The organism is Nocardiopsis camelliae (genome assembly GCF_028993595.1).
Lineage (GTDB): Bacteria > Actinomycetota > Actinomycetes > Streptosporangiales > Streptosporangiaceae > Nocardiopsis > Nocardiopsis dassonvillei.
This window is the reverse complement of record NZ_CP118614.1, coordinates 1-18353: the sequence shown is the minus strand read 5'-3', so window position 1 is coordinate 18353 and position 18353 is coordinate 1. Positions and strand designations below refer to the sequence as shown.

The 18353-nt window shown below is 70.3% G+C and carries 13 protein-coding genes and 1 tRNA gene; 2 read left to right on the top strand and 12 right to left on the bottom strand.

What is annotated here, in order from left to right:
• Nucleotides 1–271: 271 nt before the first annotated feature.
• The 3 genes from PV789_RS00070 to PV789_RS00060 are packed head-to-tail and all read right to left on the bottom strand — an operon-like array spanning nt 272 to nt 2569.
• Nucleotides 272–1003, bottom strand: coding sequence for an ABC transporter permease (locus tag PV789_RS00070; protein WP_274975597.1), 732 nt, complete (start codon nt 1001–1003; stop codon nt 272–274).
• Nucleotides 1000–1920 (bottom strand): ATP-binding cassette domain-containing protein, encoded by a 921-nt coding sequence (locus PV789_RS00065; RefSeq protein WP_274975596.1) that lies wholly within the window; start codon nt 1918–1920, stop codon nt 1000–1002. The genes PV789_RS00070 and PV789_RS00065 overlap by 4 nt, the downstream gene beginning before the upstream one ends.
• The gene (locus PV789_RS00060; protein WP_274975595.1) at nt 1913–2569 is read right to left on the bottom strand and encodes a phosphatase PAP2 family protein; all 657 of its coding nucleotides are present in this window, start codon (nt 2567–2569) and stop codon (nt 1913–1915) included. Before PV789_RS00060 ends, PV789_RS00065 begins: the two co-directional genes overlap by 8 nt.
• A 203-nt stretch (nt 2570–2772) precedes the next feature.
• Between PV789_RS00060 and PV789_RS00055 the strand changes: the two genes are divergently transcribed.
• A complete protein-coding gene (locus PV789_RS00055; protein WP_274975594.1) occupies nt 2773–4164 on the top strand; it encodes a sensor histidine kinase in 1392 nt (463 codons plus the stop codon).
• Nucleotides 4161–4826, top strand: a complete 666-nt coding sequence (locus PV789_RS00050; protein WP_274975593.1) for a response regulator — start codon at nt 4161–4163, stop codon at nt 4824–4826. Before PV789_RS00055 ends, PV789_RS00050 begins: the two co-directional genes overlap by 4 nt.
• A 278-nt stretch (nt 4827–5104) precedes the next feature.
• On the opposite strand, the gene PV789_RS00045 is transcribed toward PV789_RS00050, so the two are convergent.
• The 9 genes from PV789_RS00045 to dnaA form a co-directional block, all read right to left on the bottom strand.
• Nucleotides 5105–5178: transfer RNA gene (locus PV789_RS00045), tRNA-Ile, on the bottom strand.
• Between the two features lie 182 nt (nt 5179–5360).
• Complete coding sequence (locus PV789_RS00040; protein WP_274975592.1) at nt 5361–6119, bottom strand: DUF3566 domain-containing protein; 759 nt, start codon at nt 6117–6119, stop codon at nt 5361–5363.
• Between the two features lie 111 nt (nt 6120–6230).
• A complete protein-coding gene (gene gyrA / locus PV789_RS00035) occupies nt 6231–8843 on the bottom strand; it encodes a DNA gyrase subunit A (RefSeq protein WP_274975591.1) in 2613 nt (870 codons plus the stop codon).
• A 90-nt stretch (nt 8844–8933) separates the two neighbouring features.
• Nucleotides 8934–10871, bottom strand: coding sequence for a DNA topoisomerase (ATP-hydrolyzing) subunit B (gyrB, locus tag PV789_RS00030; RefSeq protein WP_130395903.1), 1938 nt, complete (start codon nt 10869–10871; stop codon nt 8934–8936).
• 467 nt (nt 10872–11338) lie between these two features.
• Nucleotides 11339–11812, bottom strand: a complete 474-nt coding sequence (locus tag PV789_RS00025; protein ID WP_274978289.1) for a DciA family protein — start codon at nt 11810–11812, stop codon at nt 11339–11341.
• A 79-nt stretch (nt 11813–11891) separates the two neighbouring features.
• The gene (gene recF, locus PV789_RS00020) at nt 11892–13025 is read right to left on the bottom strand and encodes a DNA replication/repair protein RecF (protein ID WP_274975590.1); all 1134 of its coding nucleotides are present in this window, start codon (nt 13023–13025) and stop codon (nt 11892–11894) included.
• A gap of 103 nt (nt 13026–13128) precedes the next feature.
• Complete coding sequence (gene gnd, locus PV789_RS00015) at nt 13129–14028, bottom strand: phosphogluconate dehydrogenase (NAD(+)-dependent, decarboxylating) (protein ID WP_274975589.1); 900 nt, start codon at nt 14026–14028, stop codon at nt 13129–13131.
• A gap of 98 nt (nt 14029–14126) precedes the next feature.
• Nucleotides 14127–15266, bottom strand: coding sequence for a DNA polymerase III subunit beta (gene dnaN, locus PV789_RS00010; RefSeq protein ID WP_274975588.1), 1140 nt, complete (start codon nt 15264–15266; stop codon nt 14127–14129).
• Nucleotides 15267–16415: 1149 nt separating this feature from the next.
• Nucleotides 16416–18326 (bottom strand): chromosomal replication initiator protein DnaA, encoded by a 1911-nt coding sequence (gene dnaA, locus PV789_RS00005; RefSeq protein ID WP_475469470.1) that lies wholly within the window; start codon nt 18324–18326, stop codon nt 16416–16418.
• Nucleotides 18327–18353 lie beyond the last annotated feature (27 nt).

The window sequence follows — 18353 nt, the reverse complement described above, 5'->3', positions numbered from 1 at the left end:
CGAGTGTCAAGGGTCACAAGTGACTCTGTTTTTCCTCGTCGAACGGCTCGACCGCACATCTGACCAGCGAAAACCCGCCCCCGCGCCGGAAACGGCGGGGGCGGGGCGGGGAGAGGCCGGATCGGGAAGGAGACACGACGGGAAGGCGACACGTCGACATGGCGTTTCGTGCTGTTGTCGACAGGGCGATCGGCGGAGTCGGATCCGCGGGCTTGCCCGGCCGGGTGTCCACCGCCTCACTCGTGCCGATGGCTTCGGAGACGAGCGTTCGTCACGCGGCGTCGCGCCGCACATGGGCGAGGAGGGCCGCAGTCGCCAGGGCGAGCACCGGTGCGAGGACCGCCACGGCCGACGGCCACGCCGACGCGGCGGCGGAGGCTTCACCGAGCGCGTGGGCGAGCAGCGTATGGCTCGCGGTGAACGGCAGCCAGGGCGTGATCACGTCGAGCATGGGGAGCATGGACACCAGTTGCTCGATCAGCAGCATCCAGGTGATCGGCGCGGCGACGGACGCGGCCACCGAGCGGGTGAGCACCGCCAGTGACGCGGCCGTCGCCGCCCACAGCACAACGATGAGCGGATAGAGCGCGAGGTAGGCCCAGCCCCGTGCCGTCATGGTCAGCCCGTCGGGATAGAACGTCGCCGCTGTGAGCGCGAGGCACATGCCGATGACGTACGTGGACAAGAGGAAGGCGGACTCGACGGTCGTCTGGGCGGCCAGCGAGGTCCATCGTGCTCTCTGCGTCAGGAAGGACACCGCGATCGAACCGGATCTGGCCTCGGTAGCGGTGTGGGCGCCCGCGAACACGATGGCCACGACGTGGAAGACGCTCACGCACTTTCCCAGGTCGCCGGCGTCGATCGGTCCACGGTAGGCGGGATCGTACACGACGCCCATGAGGATGATCGGGCCGACGCAGGAGCCGATCAGCAGTACCGCGAAGACCGCTGTGGAGCGAACGGACAGCAGCCGGTACGTCTCGGCTGTCAGCGCGCGTGTCATGGCGTCCGCCTGTCCGCGCGGTACTCGGACGAGTCACCCGTGAGGTCGAGGAAAGTCTCCTCGAGTCTGATCGGCTTTTCCTCGAGGGCGGTGATGAGCAATCCGAGGTCACGGCAGGCGCGCGAGAGGGCGAGTGCGTCGGGGACCGCGTCATCGAAGGTCACGGCGAGGCCCCCGGGCAGCGCGGTCACCGGCACACGCATGCGCCGCAGCCGCTGTTCCAGCCGCGCGTCGTCGTCGGTGCGGACGAGGGTCTCGCGGCTCCGGGCGTTCAGGAGGTCGGCGGCTTCCCATTGGCCGATGAGGCGGCCCCGTCCGAGGATGAGGAGGCGGTCCGCGAGGGTCTCCATCTCCGTGAGCAGGTGGGAGGAGATGAGGACGGCGTGGCCGCTCGCTGCGGTTTGGCACAGGAAAGTACGCATCCACTCCATCCCCTGCGGGTCGAGACCGTTCATCGGTTCGTCGAGGATGATGTTGCGCGGGCGTCCCAGCAGGGCCGTCGCGAGCCCCAGGCGCTGTTTCATGCCGAGGGAGTAACCGCCGATCGCGCGATGGCCGGCCGGGGTCATTCCGACGGTATCGAGCGCTTCGGCAGCGCGGTGGCCGGGCAGTCCTGCGGAGGCGGCGACGACCCTCAGGTGCGCCAGACCGGTCCGTCCGGGGTGGAACCAGGACGCGTCGAGGACAGCTCCGACCACGTCGGCAGGACGGGAGCGGGAGGTGAGCGGAAACCCGTCGACCAGGACGGCCCCTGTCGTGGGCCGGTGCAGTCCGAGCACGCACCGCATGGTCGTCGACTTGCCGGCGCCGTTCGGTCCGAGGAAGCCCGTGATGGCGCCGTCCGGCACCGTGAAACTCAGATCATCGACGGCGGACACCGCGCCGTAGCGCTTCGACAGGCGATCGACCTCAATCATCGTCGCCTCCCGACTGCGCACCAACTCGTCGCGACCGTGCGGGGGCGCTCCCGCGAACGAAACGGGTGTCCAGCGCCGACCGGACCACAGCGACGACGACAGTGACCACGAGGAGCCCGAACGCGAGGCCGGATAGGACGTCGTGGGCGTAGTGGACGCCGGCCGCCACGCGTGAGGTGGCGATCACCAACGCGAGGGGCACCGTGAGCCAGGCGATCCTGCGCACGGTGAGAACGCACGCGGCGGCGAAGGCGGCGGCCAGGACCGAGTGGTTGGACGGCCACGACCAGTCGCCGGCACCGGGGCAGGTGAGTACGGTGGCGATATCGACGACGTCGCACGGCCGCGGCTGCGCGACGAGGAGTTTGACGCCTTCGCTGAGCACGTAGGCCGCGATCACCCCGAGTCCCGCGAAGGCCAGCGGCCAGAACCGCCGACGGGACCGAAACCAGCACCAGGCGGCGAGCACCCCGGCGGTGGCCACCAGGGCGAGGAGACCGAGTTCGGCGACCGTCCCCACCAACGGCGCCAGCTCCGAGCGTTCGGCGGATCCGGCGACAGCGGTGAAGACGCGTTCGCGTCCGGGGTAGGCCGTCAGGGCCAGCAGCGCGAGGACCGCGGTGACGATCAGCGGCGCGGCCAACGGCACGGGCCGTGGCAACGTCGCGCGGTGTGGGGGATGTGTGGGTGTCGGTGAGCCGTAGGTCATGGAACCGACGCTAGGAAGACGCCCCCCGAGTCCGAATCTGCCGTGTGGGGTCAGTTCCCTATGCCCACGGTCATAGCCGCAGTGTGCTGCGAGCACCCGCCGGGAGGAGGCGTCGACCGCCGTACCCGGGAAGAATGGGATGCATGAAGGTCATGGATCGCCCGTCCGCGCGCCGCGGCGCCGAAGTCCTGGCGGCCATCGGATTCGGCGTCCTCGCGGCTGTGCCGGAGCCCGGCCCGTACATGTTCCTTCTCTTGGGAGGCGCCGCGATCGCTCTCGGCCTCTGGTCCAGCGGTCCGCGCGCGGGGCTGGGAGGGCTGGCCGTGCTCGTCGTGCTGAGCATGGCCCGCGCCGCCTGGCTCGACGGGCACTGGTTCCACCTCTCAGAGGAGATGCCCTCGGCTCTCCTGCGAGCGGGAGTGCCGTGGCTGGTCACCGTCGCCTTGCGTCAGTACGTGAGCCTCGGCCGAAGGGCCGACCGCGACCGCGATCTGCGGCGACGCCAGCGCCTCGCCGAGCTGAAGGAACAGGCCACCGCCGAAAGACTCGCGCTCGCGCGGTCGCTCCACGACGACCTCGGCCACGCGCTGAGCCTCGTCGCGCTGAACCTCGGACGGCTCGAGGTCGACCCGACACTGCCGCGGACGGCGCGCGCCTCGCTGTCCCACGCTCGCGGCGACCTCTCCCGAGCCGTCGAACGGCTGGGCGACTCAGTGACAGGGCTCAGGGCCGGCACGCCCGTCACCCCAGCCGACCCAAGGTCCGTCGACGCGCTCATGGACCGGGCACGCGCGGCCGGTGCGCGCATCACCGCACCGGACCTGCCGACGCCCTGCCGACTGGACGCCTTCGGCATCGAACGGGTCACCAGAGTCCTGCAGGAGGCGATCACGAACGCGAACAGGCATGCTCCAGGAGAGGCGATCGCCATCTCCGCGACGGACACGGGCAGGGAACTGCGCGTCCGGATCAGCAACGTCATCAGCACACACCCGCCCGACGTTCACACGTCGGGCACCGGCCTGGCCGCTCTCGGTCGCGACATCCGGGCGGAGGGCGGGCAGCTCGACACACGGAAGTCGGACGGCGTATTCGTCCTCACCGCCGTTCTCCGGGCTCACAGGGCACCACGGGACGCAGCCAACGACGACGCCGAGCATGCCAAAACGGCCGACGACGAGGGTCCCGCGGGCAGCACGAAGCGCACACAGCGGCTGGTTCTGGCCGCGACCGCGGCGGTGGTCGTCTGCGGGCTCGCGGCGGTCGAGTCCCTGTCCATGGCCCAGAACCACCGTGCGCTGCTCCCAGCCGACGATTTCTCGAGCATCAGCGTCGGGGACACGCACGCGGAGACCGTGCGGATCCTGCCCGACCGCGAGCTGCCCGCCCGTCGCGGCGAGAACAGGCCGAGTGGGTGCCACGACTACGCGGTGACGGCGAACCCCTTCGACGATGCCGCCGGTGACGTCCACCGGATCTGCTTCTCGCACGACGTGGTCTCCAGCGTCGACCACATCCGAGGGGAGTCACGATGAAGCCGTCCGCGACGCCCGTGCGAGTCCTGGTCGCCGACGACGAGCCTCTGGTCAGAACCGGCATCGTGGGCATCCTCGGCTCCGACCCCGCCATCGAGGTCGTCGCGCAGGCCTCCGACGGCGCGGAGGCGCTTCGCGGGATCGACGCGCACCGCCCCGACGTCGCGCTCGTGGACATCCAGATGCCGGGAATGACCGGCCTCGAGGCGTTGAGGCGGCTCCGCGTCAACGGCAACGGGCTTCCCTGTCTGTTCGTCACCACGTTCGGGGAGGACGACTACATCGCGGAGGCCATCCGTCTAGGCGCCGACGGCTTCGTCCTCAAGTCCGGAGACCCCCACCAGCTGCTCACCGCCGTTCACGCCGTCGCCGGCCACGGCGCGTTCTTCTCGCCCTCCATCGCCCGGCGGCTGCTCGACTCCGTCGTCTCGAAGAGCTACTCCGAGTACGCGGACTCCGTCCAACGCTTCGAACGGCTCACTCCCCGTGAGCAGGAGATCCTGGTTCGCCTCAGCCAGGGGGAGACGAACACCGAGATCGCGGCCGCACTGCATCTCGCCCCCGGGACCGTCAAGGTGCACGTGTCCTCGATCCTGCGGACGACGGAGGCGCGCAACCGGGTCGAGGCGGCGCTCATCGCCATCCGTGCCAGGCGGGCGTGAGGGAGCCCGTGTCCCGTAGGCGTCTTCGCGGCGGTCACCGCGGAGCTCCTGGAGCTTCTGGGCGTTCCTCTTCCCACCGGGGGAGCGCCGACTGGAGTCGAGTCGACACAGCGATTCGGTCTGTTGTCGACTTGGCGTCCTGTCGGTACCGCTCAGTGCCGGGGGAGCACAGGCTCGGACAGGGGATGCCGTGGGGTCCCACGGTCAGATGACGGTCAAAAGAGGAAGAGCCCTGCTCTCCGAGGTGGAGAACAAGGCTCTGAACCGCACAAACCGTGTGGGCGTACCAGGACTTGAACCTGGGGCCTCATCCTTATCAGGGATGCGCTCTAACCGACTGAGCTATACGCCCTTGCTGCGTGTGGAACTCTACCGCATCGGCGGGACCGGGGCGAACCGGTGATCCGGGGCGGACGCGAGGCGGGACGCGGCGTACGCGTCCCTTTCCACCTCCCATTTTACCCGGGCGCGGAAGTGCTCGGAACCGACGCGTGAGGGCCCGGCCCCAGCGGGGACCGGACCCTCACGGCGGTGCTACTCGGCCTCGGACAGCGTCACGTCGATGCCGCCGACCAGGTCGGCGACGAGGTTGTACAGCATGGTGCCCACCGTGGACAGGGCGGTGATCAGCACGATGTTCAGCGCGCCGACCACGCCGGTGTACCCCAGGACGCGGCCCGGCGAGAACCAGGAGGCCGGGTCGAGGCCGAGCTCGTCCTCGGTCCCGTCGCCCTCCAGGAGCGCCGTGAGCATGTTGGTCAGCTCGTCGAAGACACCCAGCATCGACAGCGTCGCGTAGATCACCGCGACCGCCACGAACAGGATGATGAAGCACACCAGGGAGACGACGAAGCTGAACTTCATCACCGACCACGGCTCCACACGGGAGACCGACAGGTGTGCCTTACGGCTGGACAGGCTGGCCTTCACAGCGTTCGGGCCCTCAGGCACCGAGGTCTTCGATTCGGACACTGGCGTTCCCCCCGCTTCGACGCGGTCCTCCGCCACGGGTTCGGCCGGTCCGGCGGCGGCCTCGGACCCGGTGTCCGCCCTGTCGGCGGAACCCTCGTCCTCGTCGCCGGGCTTGTTCCCCGACTCCTCGCCGGGCTCCTCGGCCGTGTCGGCCTCGGTGGCGCCCGTCGCCGCATCGGCCTTGTCGTCGACCTCGGTGGTCACGGCGGCCCCCGCTTCTGCCGTGTCCTTCTCGGTCGTCTCCACGTCCCCGCCCTTGGCGCTCTCCGCCGTGTCCGGGTCGGTTTCGTTCGTGGTGGTGTTCCGCTGGTTGTCAGACATAGAAACGTTACCGCTGGACTTTCCTTGAGAACGGGTGATTGGCGCGACCAGGGTGTCCGCGGGGTCCGCGCAAAACGAACCCCGCGGCCCATATGGGGCCTAACGCGAAGTCTAGGCCTCCGGGTTGCCTTCGACGTTCGCGTTCACGTCCTCGGCCGTGTCGGCGGCCGCTTCCCCCGCGTCCTCGGCCGTCTCGACGGCCTCCTCCTCGGCGGCCTCGGCGTTGCGCGCCACGGCGACGATCTTGTTGCCCTTGTCCAGGTTCATCAGTCGGACGCCCATGGTCGTGCGGCCGGACCGCTTGACCTCGTCGGCGCCGGTGCGGATGACACCGCCGACGGAGGTGATCGCGAAGACCTCGTCCACCTCGGGGTCGACCATCAGGGCGCCGACCAGCTTGCCGCGGGCCTCCACCACCTTGGCCGTCAGCACGCCCTTGCCGCCGCGGTTCTGCACCGGGTACTGCTCGGACGGGGTGCGCTTGGCGTAGCCGTTCTCGGTGGTGACCAAGACGTCCGTGGAGCCGTCGCCGGGCCGGATGACGTCCATGCTCAGCAGGTAGTCGTCCTCCAGGAACCGCATGCCGATCACGCCGCTGGTGGCGCGGCCCATGGGGCGCAGCGACTCGTCGGAGGCCGGGAACCGGATCGCCTGGGCGTCGCTGGAGATCAGCAGCAGGTCGTCGTCGGGGAAGACCAGCCGGGCGGCGATCAGCTCGTCGTCCTCGCGCAGGTTGATCGCGATGATGCCCGCCGCGCGCGCCGAGTCGAAGTCCTCCAGGCGGGACTTCTTGACCAGGCCCTCACGGGTGGCGAGCACCAGGTACGGGGCGGCCTCGTAGTCGCGCAGCGCCATGATCTGCGCGATCTCCTCGCCCGGCTGGAACGGGAGCAGGTTCGCCACGTGCTGGCCGCGCGCGTCGCGGGCGGCCTCGGGCAGCTCGTAGGCCTTCGTGCGGTACACCCGGCCCTGGTTGGTGAAGCACAGGATCCAGTTGTGGGTGGTGGTGACGAAGAAGTGCTGGACGATGTCGTCCTGCTTGAGCTGGGCCCCGCGCACGCCCTTGCCGCCGCGCTTCTGGGCGCGGTAGTTGTCGATGCGCGTGCGCTTGGCGTATCCGCCGCGGGAGATCGTGACGACCACGTCCTCCTCCGCGATGAAGTCCTCCATGCGCATGTCGCCCTCGAAGGGGATGATGTGCGTGCGCCGCTCGTCGCCGTACTTCTCCACGATCTCGCCCAGCTCCTCGCGGATGATGCTCCGCTGGCGCGTGTCCGATTCGAGGATGTCGTTGTAGTCGGCGATCTGCGCCATGAGCTCGTCGTACTCGGCCGTCAGCGCGTTGCGCTCCAGGGCGGCGAGCTTGCGCAGCTGCATGTCGAGGATGGCACGGGCCTGGATGTCGTCGATCTCCAGCAGGTCCATCAGGCCGGTGCGGGCCTGGTCCGCGGAGGCGCTGGCCCGGATGAGGTTGATGACCTCGTCGATGCGGTCCATGGCCCGCAGCAGCGCGCGCAGGATGTGCGCCCGCTCCTCGGCCTTGCGCAGCAGGTACCGGGTCCGGCGGACGATGACCTCGACCTGGTGCTTGACCCAGTGCCGGATCATCTGGTCCAGGCGCAGGGTGCGCGGCACCCCGTCGACCAGCGCGAGCATGTTCGCGCCGAAGGTCTCCTGGAGCTGGGTGTGCTTGTAGAGGTTGTTCAGCACGACCTTGGCGACGGCGTCGCGCTTGAGCACGATGACCAGGCGCTGCCCGGTGCGGCCGCTGCTCTCGTCCCGCACGTCGGCGATGCCGGTGATCTTGCCGTCCTTGACCAGGTCGGCGATCTTGAGCGCGAGGTTGTCCGGGTTGACCTGGTAGGGCAGCTCGGTGACGACCAGGGTCTGGCGGCCCCGCTTGTCCTCCTCCACCTCGACCACGGCGCGCATGGTGATGGAGCCGCGCCCGGTCCGGTACGCCTCCTCGATGCCGCGCTTGCCGACGATAAGGCCGCGGGTGGGGAAGTCGGGGCCCTTGACGCGGGCGATGAGCGCGTCGAGCAGCTCCTCGTCCTGCGCCTCGGGGTTGTCGAGGTACCAGTTGACGCCGTCGGCGACCTCGCGCAGGTTGTGCGGCGGGATGTTGGTGGCCATGCCGACCGCGATGCCCGAGGAACCGTTGACCAGCAGGTTCGGGAAGCGGGCGGGCAGCACGACGGGCTCGGCGGAGCGGCCGTCGTAGTTGGGCCGGAAGTCGACGGTGTCCTTGTCGATGTCCCGGAGCATCTCCATGGCCAGCGGCGCGAGCTTGCACTCGGTGTAGCGCATGGCAGCGGCCGGGTCGTTGCCCGCCGAACCGAAGTTGCCGTTGGGGTCGACCAGCGGCATCCGCATGGACCACCACTGGGCCAGGCGCACCAGGGTGTCGTAGATGGCGCTGTCACCGTGCGGGTGGTAGTTGCCCATGACGTCGCCGACGACGCGGGCGCACTTGAAGTAGCCGCGGTCGGGGCGGTAGCCGCCGTCGTACATCGCGTAGAGCACGCGCTGGTGGACCGGCTTGAGGCCGTCGCGCACGTCGGGCAGGGCGCGGCCGACGATGACCGACATCGCGTAGTCGAGGTAGCTGCGCTGCATCTCGACCTGGATGTCGACGGGCTCGATCCGGTCGGTCACGCGCGGCGGGGCCTCCACGCTGGAGTCCCCGCCCTCAGGGGCGTCGGGGTTGTTCGCATCCGTCACGGATGTCGGTCCCTTCTACGAAGCTTGCTTGAGCACGGGTGGGAGCGGGGCCCGGGTCCTCCCCGGGAGGCCCCGGACATCCGCGGAGCGCTAGATGTCCAGGAAGCGGACGTCCTTGGCGTTGCGCTGGATGAAGGCGCGCCGCGACTCGACGTCCTCACCCATGAGCACGCTGAACAGTTCGTCGGCCTGGGCCGCGTCCTCCAGGCTGACCTGGAGCAGGACGCGGCGGTCCGGGTCCATCGTGGTGTCCCACAGCTCGTTGGCGTTCATCTCGCCCAGACCCTTGAAGCGCTGCACCATGTCGCGCGGGCGCGGGTCCCTCTTGCCCTGGGCGATCCCGGCCTCGATGACCCGGTCGCGCTCGGCGTCGGAGAAGGCGTAGCTGGCGTCGCTGCCCTTCTGGTCCCACTTGATCTTGTACAGCGGCGGCGCGGCCAGGTAGACGTTCCCGGCCTCGACCAGCGGCTTCATGAAGCGGAACAGCAGGGTGAGCAGCAGCGTGCGGATGTGCTGGCCGTCGACGTCGGCGTCGGCCATCAGGATGACCTTGTGGTACCGCAGCTTCTCGGCGTCGAACTCCTCGTGGATGCCGGTGCCCAGGGCGGTGATGATCGCCTGGACCTCCGCGTTCTTGAGGATGCGGTCGATGCGCGACTTCTCGACGTTCAGGATCTTGCCCCGGATGGGCAGGATGGCCTGGTTGTGCGGGTTGCGGCCGCCCTTCGCGGAGCCGCCCGCCGAGTCGCCCTCGACGATGTAGACCTCGCACTCCTCCGGGTTGGTGGACTGGCAGTCCGACAGCTTGCCCGGGAGGGAGGTGGTCTCCAGCAGGGTCTTGCGGCGGGTCAGGTCGCGGGCCTGACGGGCGGCCACGCGGGCGCGGGCGGCCTGGCTGGCCTTGGACACGATGTCCTTGGCCTCGCCGGGGTTGCGCTCGAACCAGTCGCGCAGGTGCTCGTTGGTGACCTTCTGGACGAAGGACTTGGCCTCGGTGTTGCCCAGCTTGGTCTTGGTCTGGCCCTCGAACTGCGGGTCGGCCAGCTTGACCGAGATGATCGCGGTCAGACCCTCGCGGATGTCGTCGCCGGTGAGGTTGTCGTCCTTCTCGCGCAGCAGCTTCTGGTCGCGGGCGTACCGGTTGACCAGGGTGGTCAGCGCGGAGCGGAACCCCTCCTCGTGCGTGCCGCCCTCGGCCGTGTTGATGGTGTTGGCGAAGGTGTGCACGGAGGAGGTGTAGGACTGGTTCCACTGCATGGCGATCTCGACCGAGATGCCCTCGCCCTCCTCCTCGAAGGAGATGATCGACGCGTGCGCCGGCTCCTTCTTGGCGTTGATGTGGCGGACGTAGTCCGACAGACCCTCGTCGTAGTGGAAGGTGTTGACCGTCGGTCCGCCGTCGGTGTGCTCGGGCCGCTCGTCGCGGATGGTGATGGACAGCCCCTTGTTGAGGAAGGCCATCTCCTGCATGCGGCGGGCGAGCGTCTCGAAGGAGAACGTGGTGGTCTCGAAGATGCCGCCGTCCGGCCAGAAGGTGATCTGGGTGCCGGTCTCGTCGGTGCTCTCGCCCTTGACGAGTTCGCCGGTGGGCGCGGTCATCTCGTAGCGCTGGCGCCACACGTGCCCGTGGAGGCGGATCTCCACCTCCAGTGCGGTGGACAGCGCGTTGACGACGGAGACGCCGACGCCGTGCAGACCGCCGGAGACCGCGTAGGACTTGCCGTCGAACTTGCCGCCCGCGTGCAGCGTGGTGAGGACGACCTCGACGGCGGGGCGCTTCTCCACCGGGTGGAGGTCGGTGGGGATGCCGCGGCCGTTGTCGGCCACGCACACGCCGCCGTCGGCCAGCAGGGTCACCTCAATGGCGTCGGCGTGGCCCGCCAGCGCCTCGTCGACGGAGTTGTCGACCACCTCGTAGACCAGGTGGTGCAGGCCCCGCTCCCCTGTGGAACCGATGTACATTCCGGGGCGCTTGCGGACCGCCTCAAGCCCCTCCAGAACCGTGATTGAACCTGCGTCGTAGGCCAAGTGGGAACACCCTCCTGCTGGGGACGCCTGCCGACCGCGGCCGAGCGGCGACGGTCACCCCGTGACACGGTGATCGGGAGGGTCTGCGTGCCGCGACACCTGGGGGATCACCGTTCGCCACAGGGGCCGTCCGCCCACCCTCTTCTGGGGGCGTGGGACCGGCTACAGGCGTCTGAAGAACCGTCTCCATGATACCCCGCACGGTGCGACAAAGTGGCATTGGCGGCCCTGTGCCGCCTCACAACGAACGTTCAGGGAGGGAGACGACTCCCTACACGCGGGAGGGGCTGCGCGCAAGTCCCGGTGCGGTTGAGTGGCGCCTGCGGCGACCGGCGGCCCCGACGCGGCCCGGGGCCCTCCCCGGCGCCGGCGGACACCCGCGGGAACGGCGTTCACCTGGGGATATCCACAGGCCGCGAAAGTGGAGGAAACGGGCATCCCGCCCTTGCGGCCAGGGCGGGCGCGCCTCAGCGGCGCCGGAAACCGGGGCCGCGGACCTTGATGGCGACGACCGTACCGTCGCCCAGCTCCTCGTTGAGGCGGCGCATGAGATCGCGCACCATCGCTCGCGCGTGGGCCGCCATGGTGGGCGAATCGGCCACCACGACCAGTTCCCCGTCCGAATAGCTCTCCGGACGGAGGTGTTCTGCGTTGAAATCGCCCACGATGTCCGCCCAGCGGCCGAACACGCCGCCGATGGCCACCTGCTCCTGCCAGCCGTGCTCGATCAGCCACGTGCGCACGGCCTCACCAAACATCTGGGGCTCGTTGCGTGACCGCAACCGGCCACGCCGACGCGAGCGCTGGAGCCCCCGGGGCACCGCGCCGCGGTCCTTGGCCTCGGCCCGGGCGCGGGCGAGGGCCTGGCGGGCCAGGTCGGCCCCGGACGGGGCCGGGGGAGTCGACGGCCCCGTCTCCGGCGGGCGCCGCGCTCCGTCCACAGGCTGTGGACGGAGTCCTCCGCCGCCGTGGTCGGCCGCGCCGGAGGCCGAGCCACGGTCCACAGGGTGTGGATAACGCTCACTCACCCGTGACGACCCCCTCGCGCACGCCGAACCGCGCCCCGTCCAACTCCTTGGGGATGTCCTCGGGCACGGCCGCGGTCACCAGGACCTGTTCGGCGTCGCCGACGCGCTCGGCCAGCCTGCGGCGGCGCTCGCTGTCCAACTCCGCGAACACGTCGTCCAGGATCAGCACCGGGTCGTCGCCGTCGGAGCGCAGCAGGTCGAAGGCGGCCAGTTTGAGCGAGAGCGCGTACGACCAGGACTCGCCCTGGCTGGCGTAGCCCTTGGCGGGCATCCCGCCCAGCCGCAGGACCAGGTCGTCGCGGTGCGGACCCACCAGGCTGACGCCGCGCTGGAGCTCGCGGTCGCGGGCCTCGGCCATGGCGGCGCGCAGGGTTTCCACAAGCTGTGGACGGCCGGTGGGCGGCTCAGCGCCCTCGGGGACCGCGCCGCAGCGGTAGTCGGGGACGGCCGGGCCCCCGGAGTCGGTCAGCCCGGAGTAGGCCTCGGCGATCCTCGGCCGCAGCTCCTCCACCAGGTCCAGCCGCGCCGCCAGCAGCTCCGCGCCCGTCTCCGCCAGGTGGGAGTCCCACACCTCCAGCGTGCTCAGGTCGGGCGCCGAACGCTGGCGGAACATCCGGCCGGAGGCCGACTTGAGCAGGGCGTTGCGCTGCTTGAGCACCCGGTCGTAGTCCGAGCGCACGCCCGCCATCCGGGGCGCGCGCGCCACCAGCAGGTCGTCCAGGAACCGGCGCCGCTCGCCGGGGTCGCCCTTGACCAGGGCCAGGTCCTCCGGGGCGAAGAGCACGGTGCGCAGGATTCCGAGGACCTCGCGCGGGCGACCCGCGGGCGCCTGGTTGATCCGGGCCCGGTTGGCCCTGCCGGGGTTGAGCTCCAGGTCCACGACCATGGACCGCTCGTCGCGCACCACCTTGGCCCGGACGATCGCGCGGGGGGCGCCCTGGCGGACCAGCGGGGTGTCGGAGGAGACCCGGTGGCTGCCGAGGGTGGCCACGTAGCCGACCGCCTCGACCAGGTTGGTCTTGCCCTGGCCGTTGGCGCCGACGAACACGCTCACGCCGGGGCCCATCTCCACGAGGGCCTCGCGGTAGGACCGGAAGTCGGCCAGTTGCAGGTGGGATACGTACATCCGGCCTTCCTCCTGGGGCGGCGGCGGTCGGGGGAAGGGGTCGCTCCCGGGGACGGCCCTGTGGGCTGCGTCCCCGGGTCGGGGTCGGTGCGGGGAGGGAGCCTCAGACGTCGATGTCGTCGGAGGTCTCGGCGCGGTGCACGGCGTGCCCGCCGAACTGGTTGCGCAGGGCCGCCACGACCTTCATGGCCGGGCTGTCGTCCTGGCGGGAGGCGAACCGCGCGTAGAGGGAGGAGGTGATCGCCGGGGCCGGGACCGCGAGGTCCACGGCGGCCTGGACGGTCCAGCGGCCCTCGCCGGAGTCCTCGGCGTAGCCGCGCAGGCGCGACAGCTCGGGGTCCTCCTCCAGGGCCCGCGAGAGCAGGTCCAGCAGCCAGGAGCGCACCACGGTGCCCTCGCGCCAGCTCTCGAACGTGCCGGGGACGTCGTCCACGAGGCCGGAGGCGACCATGAGCTCGTAGCCCTCGCCGAAGGCCTGCATCATGCCGTACTCGATGCCGTTGTGGACCATCTTGACGAAGTGCCCGGCGCCGACCGCTCCGGCGTGGACGAAGCCCACGCCCTCGTCGGGCACGAGGGAGGCGAAGACCGGACGGGCCTTCTCGACGTCCTCGGCCGGGCCGCCGACCATGATGCCGTAGCCGTTCTGACGGCCCCAGACACCGCCGCTGACACCGACGTCGAGGTAGCCGACGCCCTTCTCCTCCAGCGCCTTGGCGCGGACGCGGTCGTCCGCGTAGTGGGAGTTGCCCCCCTCGATGACGAGGTCGCCCTCGTCCAGGAGCTCGCCCAGTTCGGCGATGGTCGCGGCCGTGGGGTCGCCGGCGGGGACCATCACCCAGACCACCCGGGGGGCGGCCAGCCGTTCGACCAGTCCGGCCAGGGTGTCGACGTCGCGCTCCGGCGAGGCGACGTCGTACCCGACGACCTCGTGGCCCTTCTCCCGCAGCCGGGCGGCCATGTTGCCGCCCATCTTGCCGAGACCGATCATTCCGAGCTGCATGGTTGCTCTGCTCCCCTTCGCCGCCTGTGGATGGACGCCGGCCGGCCCGGGTCGCGGACCGGATCCGGCAGGTGCCAGTCAATCGGACCGGCCGCGGATCAGCCCGGCTGACGCACCGGCATGATCAGGTAGCGGTACTCGGGGGAGGAACCCTCCTCCGCGGGCTTGCCGGTCAGGATCGACGGCTTGGTCGAGGTGGTGAAGTGCAGGCGGGCGACGTCGGTGCCGATGGCGCCGAGCCCGTCCAGGAGGAACCCGGAGTTGAAGGCGATCTGGATGTCGTCGCCGTCCAGGTCGGCCTCCAGGACCTCGACCGCCTGCGCCTCCTCGCCGGTGCCCGCCTCCAGGACCAGTTGGCCCTGGCTGAAGGACAGCCGCAGCGGGGTGTTGCGCTCGGCGACCAGCGAGACGCGCTTGACCGCCTCGACGAACTCGGAGCGGCTGACCTCGGCCACCGAGTTGAAGGTGTCCGGCAGCAGCGCCCGGTACTTGGGGAACTCGCCGTCGAGCAGGCGGGTCGTGGTGCGCCGGCCGCCGCCCTCGAAGCCGATCATGCCCTCTCCGGAACCGCCGTCCGAGAGGGCGATCGAGACCTCGGCGCCCGAGGTGAGCGACTTGGCGGTGTCGTGGAGGGTCTTGGCCGGGACCAGCGCGACCGCGGACAGGTCGGGGTTCTCCGGCTTCCAGGTGAGCTCGCGCACGGCCAGGCGGTAGCGGTCGGTGGAGGCGAGCGTGATGGTCTCGCCCTCGATCTCGACGCGCACGCCGGTGAGCATCGGCAGGGTGTCGTCGCGCCCGGCGGCCACGGCCACCTGGCTGACCGCGGCGGCGAAGGCGTCGCTGCCGACGGTCCCGCTCACACCGGGCATCTCCGGGAGCGTGGGGTAGTCCTCCACCGGCATGGTGGTCAGGGTGAACTTCGCGCTGCCGCCGGTGACGACGACCTTGGCGCCGTCGGTGGAGATCTCCACGGGCTGCGCGGGAAGGTTGCGGGTGATCTCGGCCAGGAGCTTGCCGGTGACCAGGACCGTGCCCGGCTCCTCGACATCGACGTCCACCGCGGCCTGGGTGGAGACCTCGTAGTCGAAGCCGGACAGGCGCAGCTGCTGGCGGCCCTCGAACTCACCGGCCTCCAGCAGGATGCCGACGAGCACCGGCACCGAGGGGCGCGTCGGCAGTGTGCGCGCGGTCCAGGCGACCGCCTCGGCCAGTACGTCGCGTTCGACCCGGAACTTCACTTTCCGACTCACTTTCCGCACGACCGGCGTGCCGGTCGAAGCCTCAACGTTGCAGCTCGTGGATCTGCGGGTCTGCCGAGGGCTCCGTCCACAGGGCTGTGGAGGCCGCGCCGGTGCGCGGGCACCGCCGGTGGCGCCGGGAGCTGCCTCGGATCCCGTATGGGGTCACCGCTCGGATCCGGGCGGCGGAGGACAGGGGCGAGACCACACGTTACCCGGATTCACCCGCTGCCGCTGACAGCTCAGCACCGGGCTGTCGTCGCGCCAGTCTCGGAGAGTTGTCCACAGATTTTCCGCGGAGCGGTTTCGAAGCCACATCTTGGTTAATGAAGGTGCGCAGTAGTAGTAGGGCCTGTGGATAGTGTGGATAACCCTTGTTTTCGCAGGTCAACATGCGAATTTTTGTCCACAGGGCCTGTGGGTAACCCTGTGCGTAACTTGGCCCGCCTGTGGACGAACGAGGCCGTCCCCAGGTTTTCCACACTCCGTCCACAGCGTCGTCCACAGGTTTTCCCCAGGTTCTCCACAGGGATCGGTGGTTCGGGCACCGGGTGACCCACAGCGTCGTCCACAGGGACAGGGGTGGTTACCCACAGGCTCGACGCGCTTTTCCACAGGTTGTCCACAGGGTTGTCCACAGATTTGACCCCCTTCCTGTGGATAACTTGGGCGAGAGAGCGCCAAAATTTTTTTCCGAGCCCCTCCACAGATCCCCCGAACCCTGACAAAGGGTCTGTGCACAGGTTTGTCCACAGGGGCGTCTCCCGTTCCGCGCGCCAAACACCGGCGCAAAGGCCTCCGACCAGGTGTGGGAAGGGCAACAGCGCCCCCGGAAGGCCTGGAGAACAGGGAGAACAGGGCGTGCCGTGCACGAACCGGTCCGGACGTCGGCAGAGGCGGCGAACCCCTCCAGAGGGGGGCGTTAGTGCGCACAAGCCTGTGGATAACTTGTCCGCGGGCGTGGTGGAGCCCTGTGGATAACGTGTGTCGCCTCGGGGCCGTGCCGTCTTGTGGCTGTGCCGCCTTGTGGACGTGTCGACAGGTGGACGTGTCCACAGGCCGACACGCCGCCGCGGGCCGCGGCACGAACGCCGTGGGGCGGCCCCCGTCCAGGAGACCGCCCCACGGCGTTCGTGCGCAGTACGCGGATCAGGTCAGCGAGGGCTGGTCCTTGATCCGGCTGGTGAGCTCGTGCACCTGGTTGTAGATGGACCGGCGCTCGGCCATCAGTCCGCGGACCTTGCGCTCGGCGTGCATGACCGTGGTGTGGTCGCGTCCGAACTGCTGCCCGATCTTGGGCAGGGACAGCTCGGTCAGCTCCCTGCACAGGTACATGGCGATCTGCCGGGCGGTCACCAGCACCCGGGAGCGCGAGGTCCCGCACAGGTCCTCGACCGTCAGGCCGAAGTAGGCGGCCGTCTGGGACATGATCGCCCCCGCCGTGACCTCGGGGACCTCGGTGCTGGGCACCAGGTCCCGCAGCACCTGGCTGGTCAGGTCCAGGTCCACCGACTGCCGGTTCAGGCTGGCGAAGGCGGTCACGCGGATCAGCGCGCCCTCCAGCTCCCGGATGTTGGTGGAGATCTTGCTCGCGATGAACTCCAGCACCTCGGGCGGGGCCGCCAGGCCCTCCTGCGCGGCCTTCTTGCGCAGGATGGCGATCCGGGTCTCCAGCTCGGGCGGCTGGACGTCGGTGAGCAGGCCCCACTCGAACCGGCTGCGCATCCGGTCCTCCAGCGTGGTCAGCTGCTTGGGCGGCCGGTCGCTGGAGATCACGATCTGCTTGTCGGAGTTGTGCAGCGTGTTGAAGGTGTGGAAGAACTCCTCCTGCGTCTGCTCCTTGTTCTCCAGGAACTGGATGTCGTCCACCAGGAGCACGTCGATGTCGCGGTACCGGCGGCGGAACCCGTCCGCCTTGCCGTCCCGGATCGAGTTGATGAACTCGTTGGTGAACTCCTCCGAGCTGACGTACCGCACCCGCGAACCCTCGTAGAGGCGGTGCGTGTAGTGCCCGATGGCGTGCAGCAGGTGGGTCTTTCCCAGCCCGGAGCCGCCGTGGATGAACAGCGGGTTGTAGGCCTTGGCCGGGGCCTCGGCGGCCGCCACCGACGCCGCGTGCGCGAAGCGGTTGCTGGAGCCGATGACGAAGGTGTCGAAGGTGTACTTGGGGTTCAGGCGCGCGTGCTCGCCCGGCGGGACCTCCTGCGAGCGCCCCGGGGGAGAGGAGGGGGCCTTCGGGGCCTCGTCCTCCACGGGGGCCTCCGCGGCCTCCGGAGCGGGCGGCGCGGCCTCCTCCGCCTCAGGCCCCGGCGCGGGTGCCTCCTCCCGCGGGGTCTCCCAGCGGTTGGGCCGGTCCCACTCCGGGTCCGTCCAGGCCTGCTGCTGCCACCCCGCGGGCTCCTGCGGCCGCTCCAGTGCCGAGGGCTGTTCCCACAGCGGGGGCGCGGTGGGCGTCTCCTGGGGCGAGGCGAAGGTCTGCTGGACCCAGGGCGCGGGCGCGTCGCGGACCGTGTGCGGCTCCTCGTCGGCGGGCGGGGGGTCGGCCGGGGGAGTGGGGCCCAGCAGGTCGGCCTGCTCCGGAACCGGGGCCGAGGGCCACGGGGCGGGCGGCTCGGCGGTCGGGCGCGCGTGCTGTCCCCGGGAGGCGGGCGCGGTCCGCTGGGCGTCCGCGGGCGCCGCCTGGGGAGCCGTCGGCCGGGCCGGGCCCGGGGCGGTGCCCGGCACGACGGGGGAGAAGGCGGGCGCCGTGTGCCCCTCCACGCTCCGCGGGCCCTGCGGCCCCGGGGCGGCGGGCGGCGTCGGGGTGGGCGGCGGGGTCGGCACCGCGGTCGGGTCGACCGTCACCGCGACCCGGATCTCCCGGCCCAGGTGGGCGGAGAGCGCCTTGCTGATCGCCGGGTACAGGCGTGTCTCCAGCACCTTCTTGGTGAACTCGTTGGGCGCCGCGATGAGCGCGGTGTCCTCGATCAGGCCCAGCGGGCGGGTCTGCGGCAGCCATGCGCGCTGGTGCGCGGGGAGGGAGTCGTTGTCGATCCCGTCCAGGACGCTGGACCAGACCACTGCGAGGTTGACCTGCGCGTCAGCCAA

Bases quoted from the DNA above. Each gene is read 5' to 3' on its own strand.
- PV789_RS00055 (WP_274975594.1), top strand. From the start codon at position 2,773: ATGAAGGTCATGGATCGCCCGTCCGCGCGCCGCGGCGCCGAAGTCCTG.
- gnd (WP_274975589.1), bottom strand. From the start codon at position 14,028: ATGCAGCTCGGAATGATCGGTCTCGGCAAGATGGGCGGCAACATGGCC.
- PV789_RS00040 (WP_274975592.1), bottom strand. From the start codon at position 6,119: ATGTCTGACAACCAGCGGAACACCACCACGAACGAAACCGACCCGGAC.
- PV789_RS00065 (WP_274975596.1), bottom strand. From the start codon at position 1,920: ATGATTGAGGTCGATCGCCTGTCGAAGCGCTACGGCGCGGTGTCCGCC.
- PV789_RS00070 (WP_274975597.1), bottom strand. From the start codon at position 1,003: ATGACACGCGCGCTGACAGCCGAGACGTACCGGCTGCTGTCCGTTCGC.
- PV789_RS00050 (WP_274975593.1), top strand. From the start codon at position 4,161: ATGAAGCCGTCCGCGACGCCCGTGCGAGTCCTGGTCGCCGACGACGAG.
- recF (WP_274975590.1), bottom strand. From the start codon at position 13,025: ATGTACGTATCCCACCTGCAACTGGCCGACTTCCGGTCCTACCGCGAG.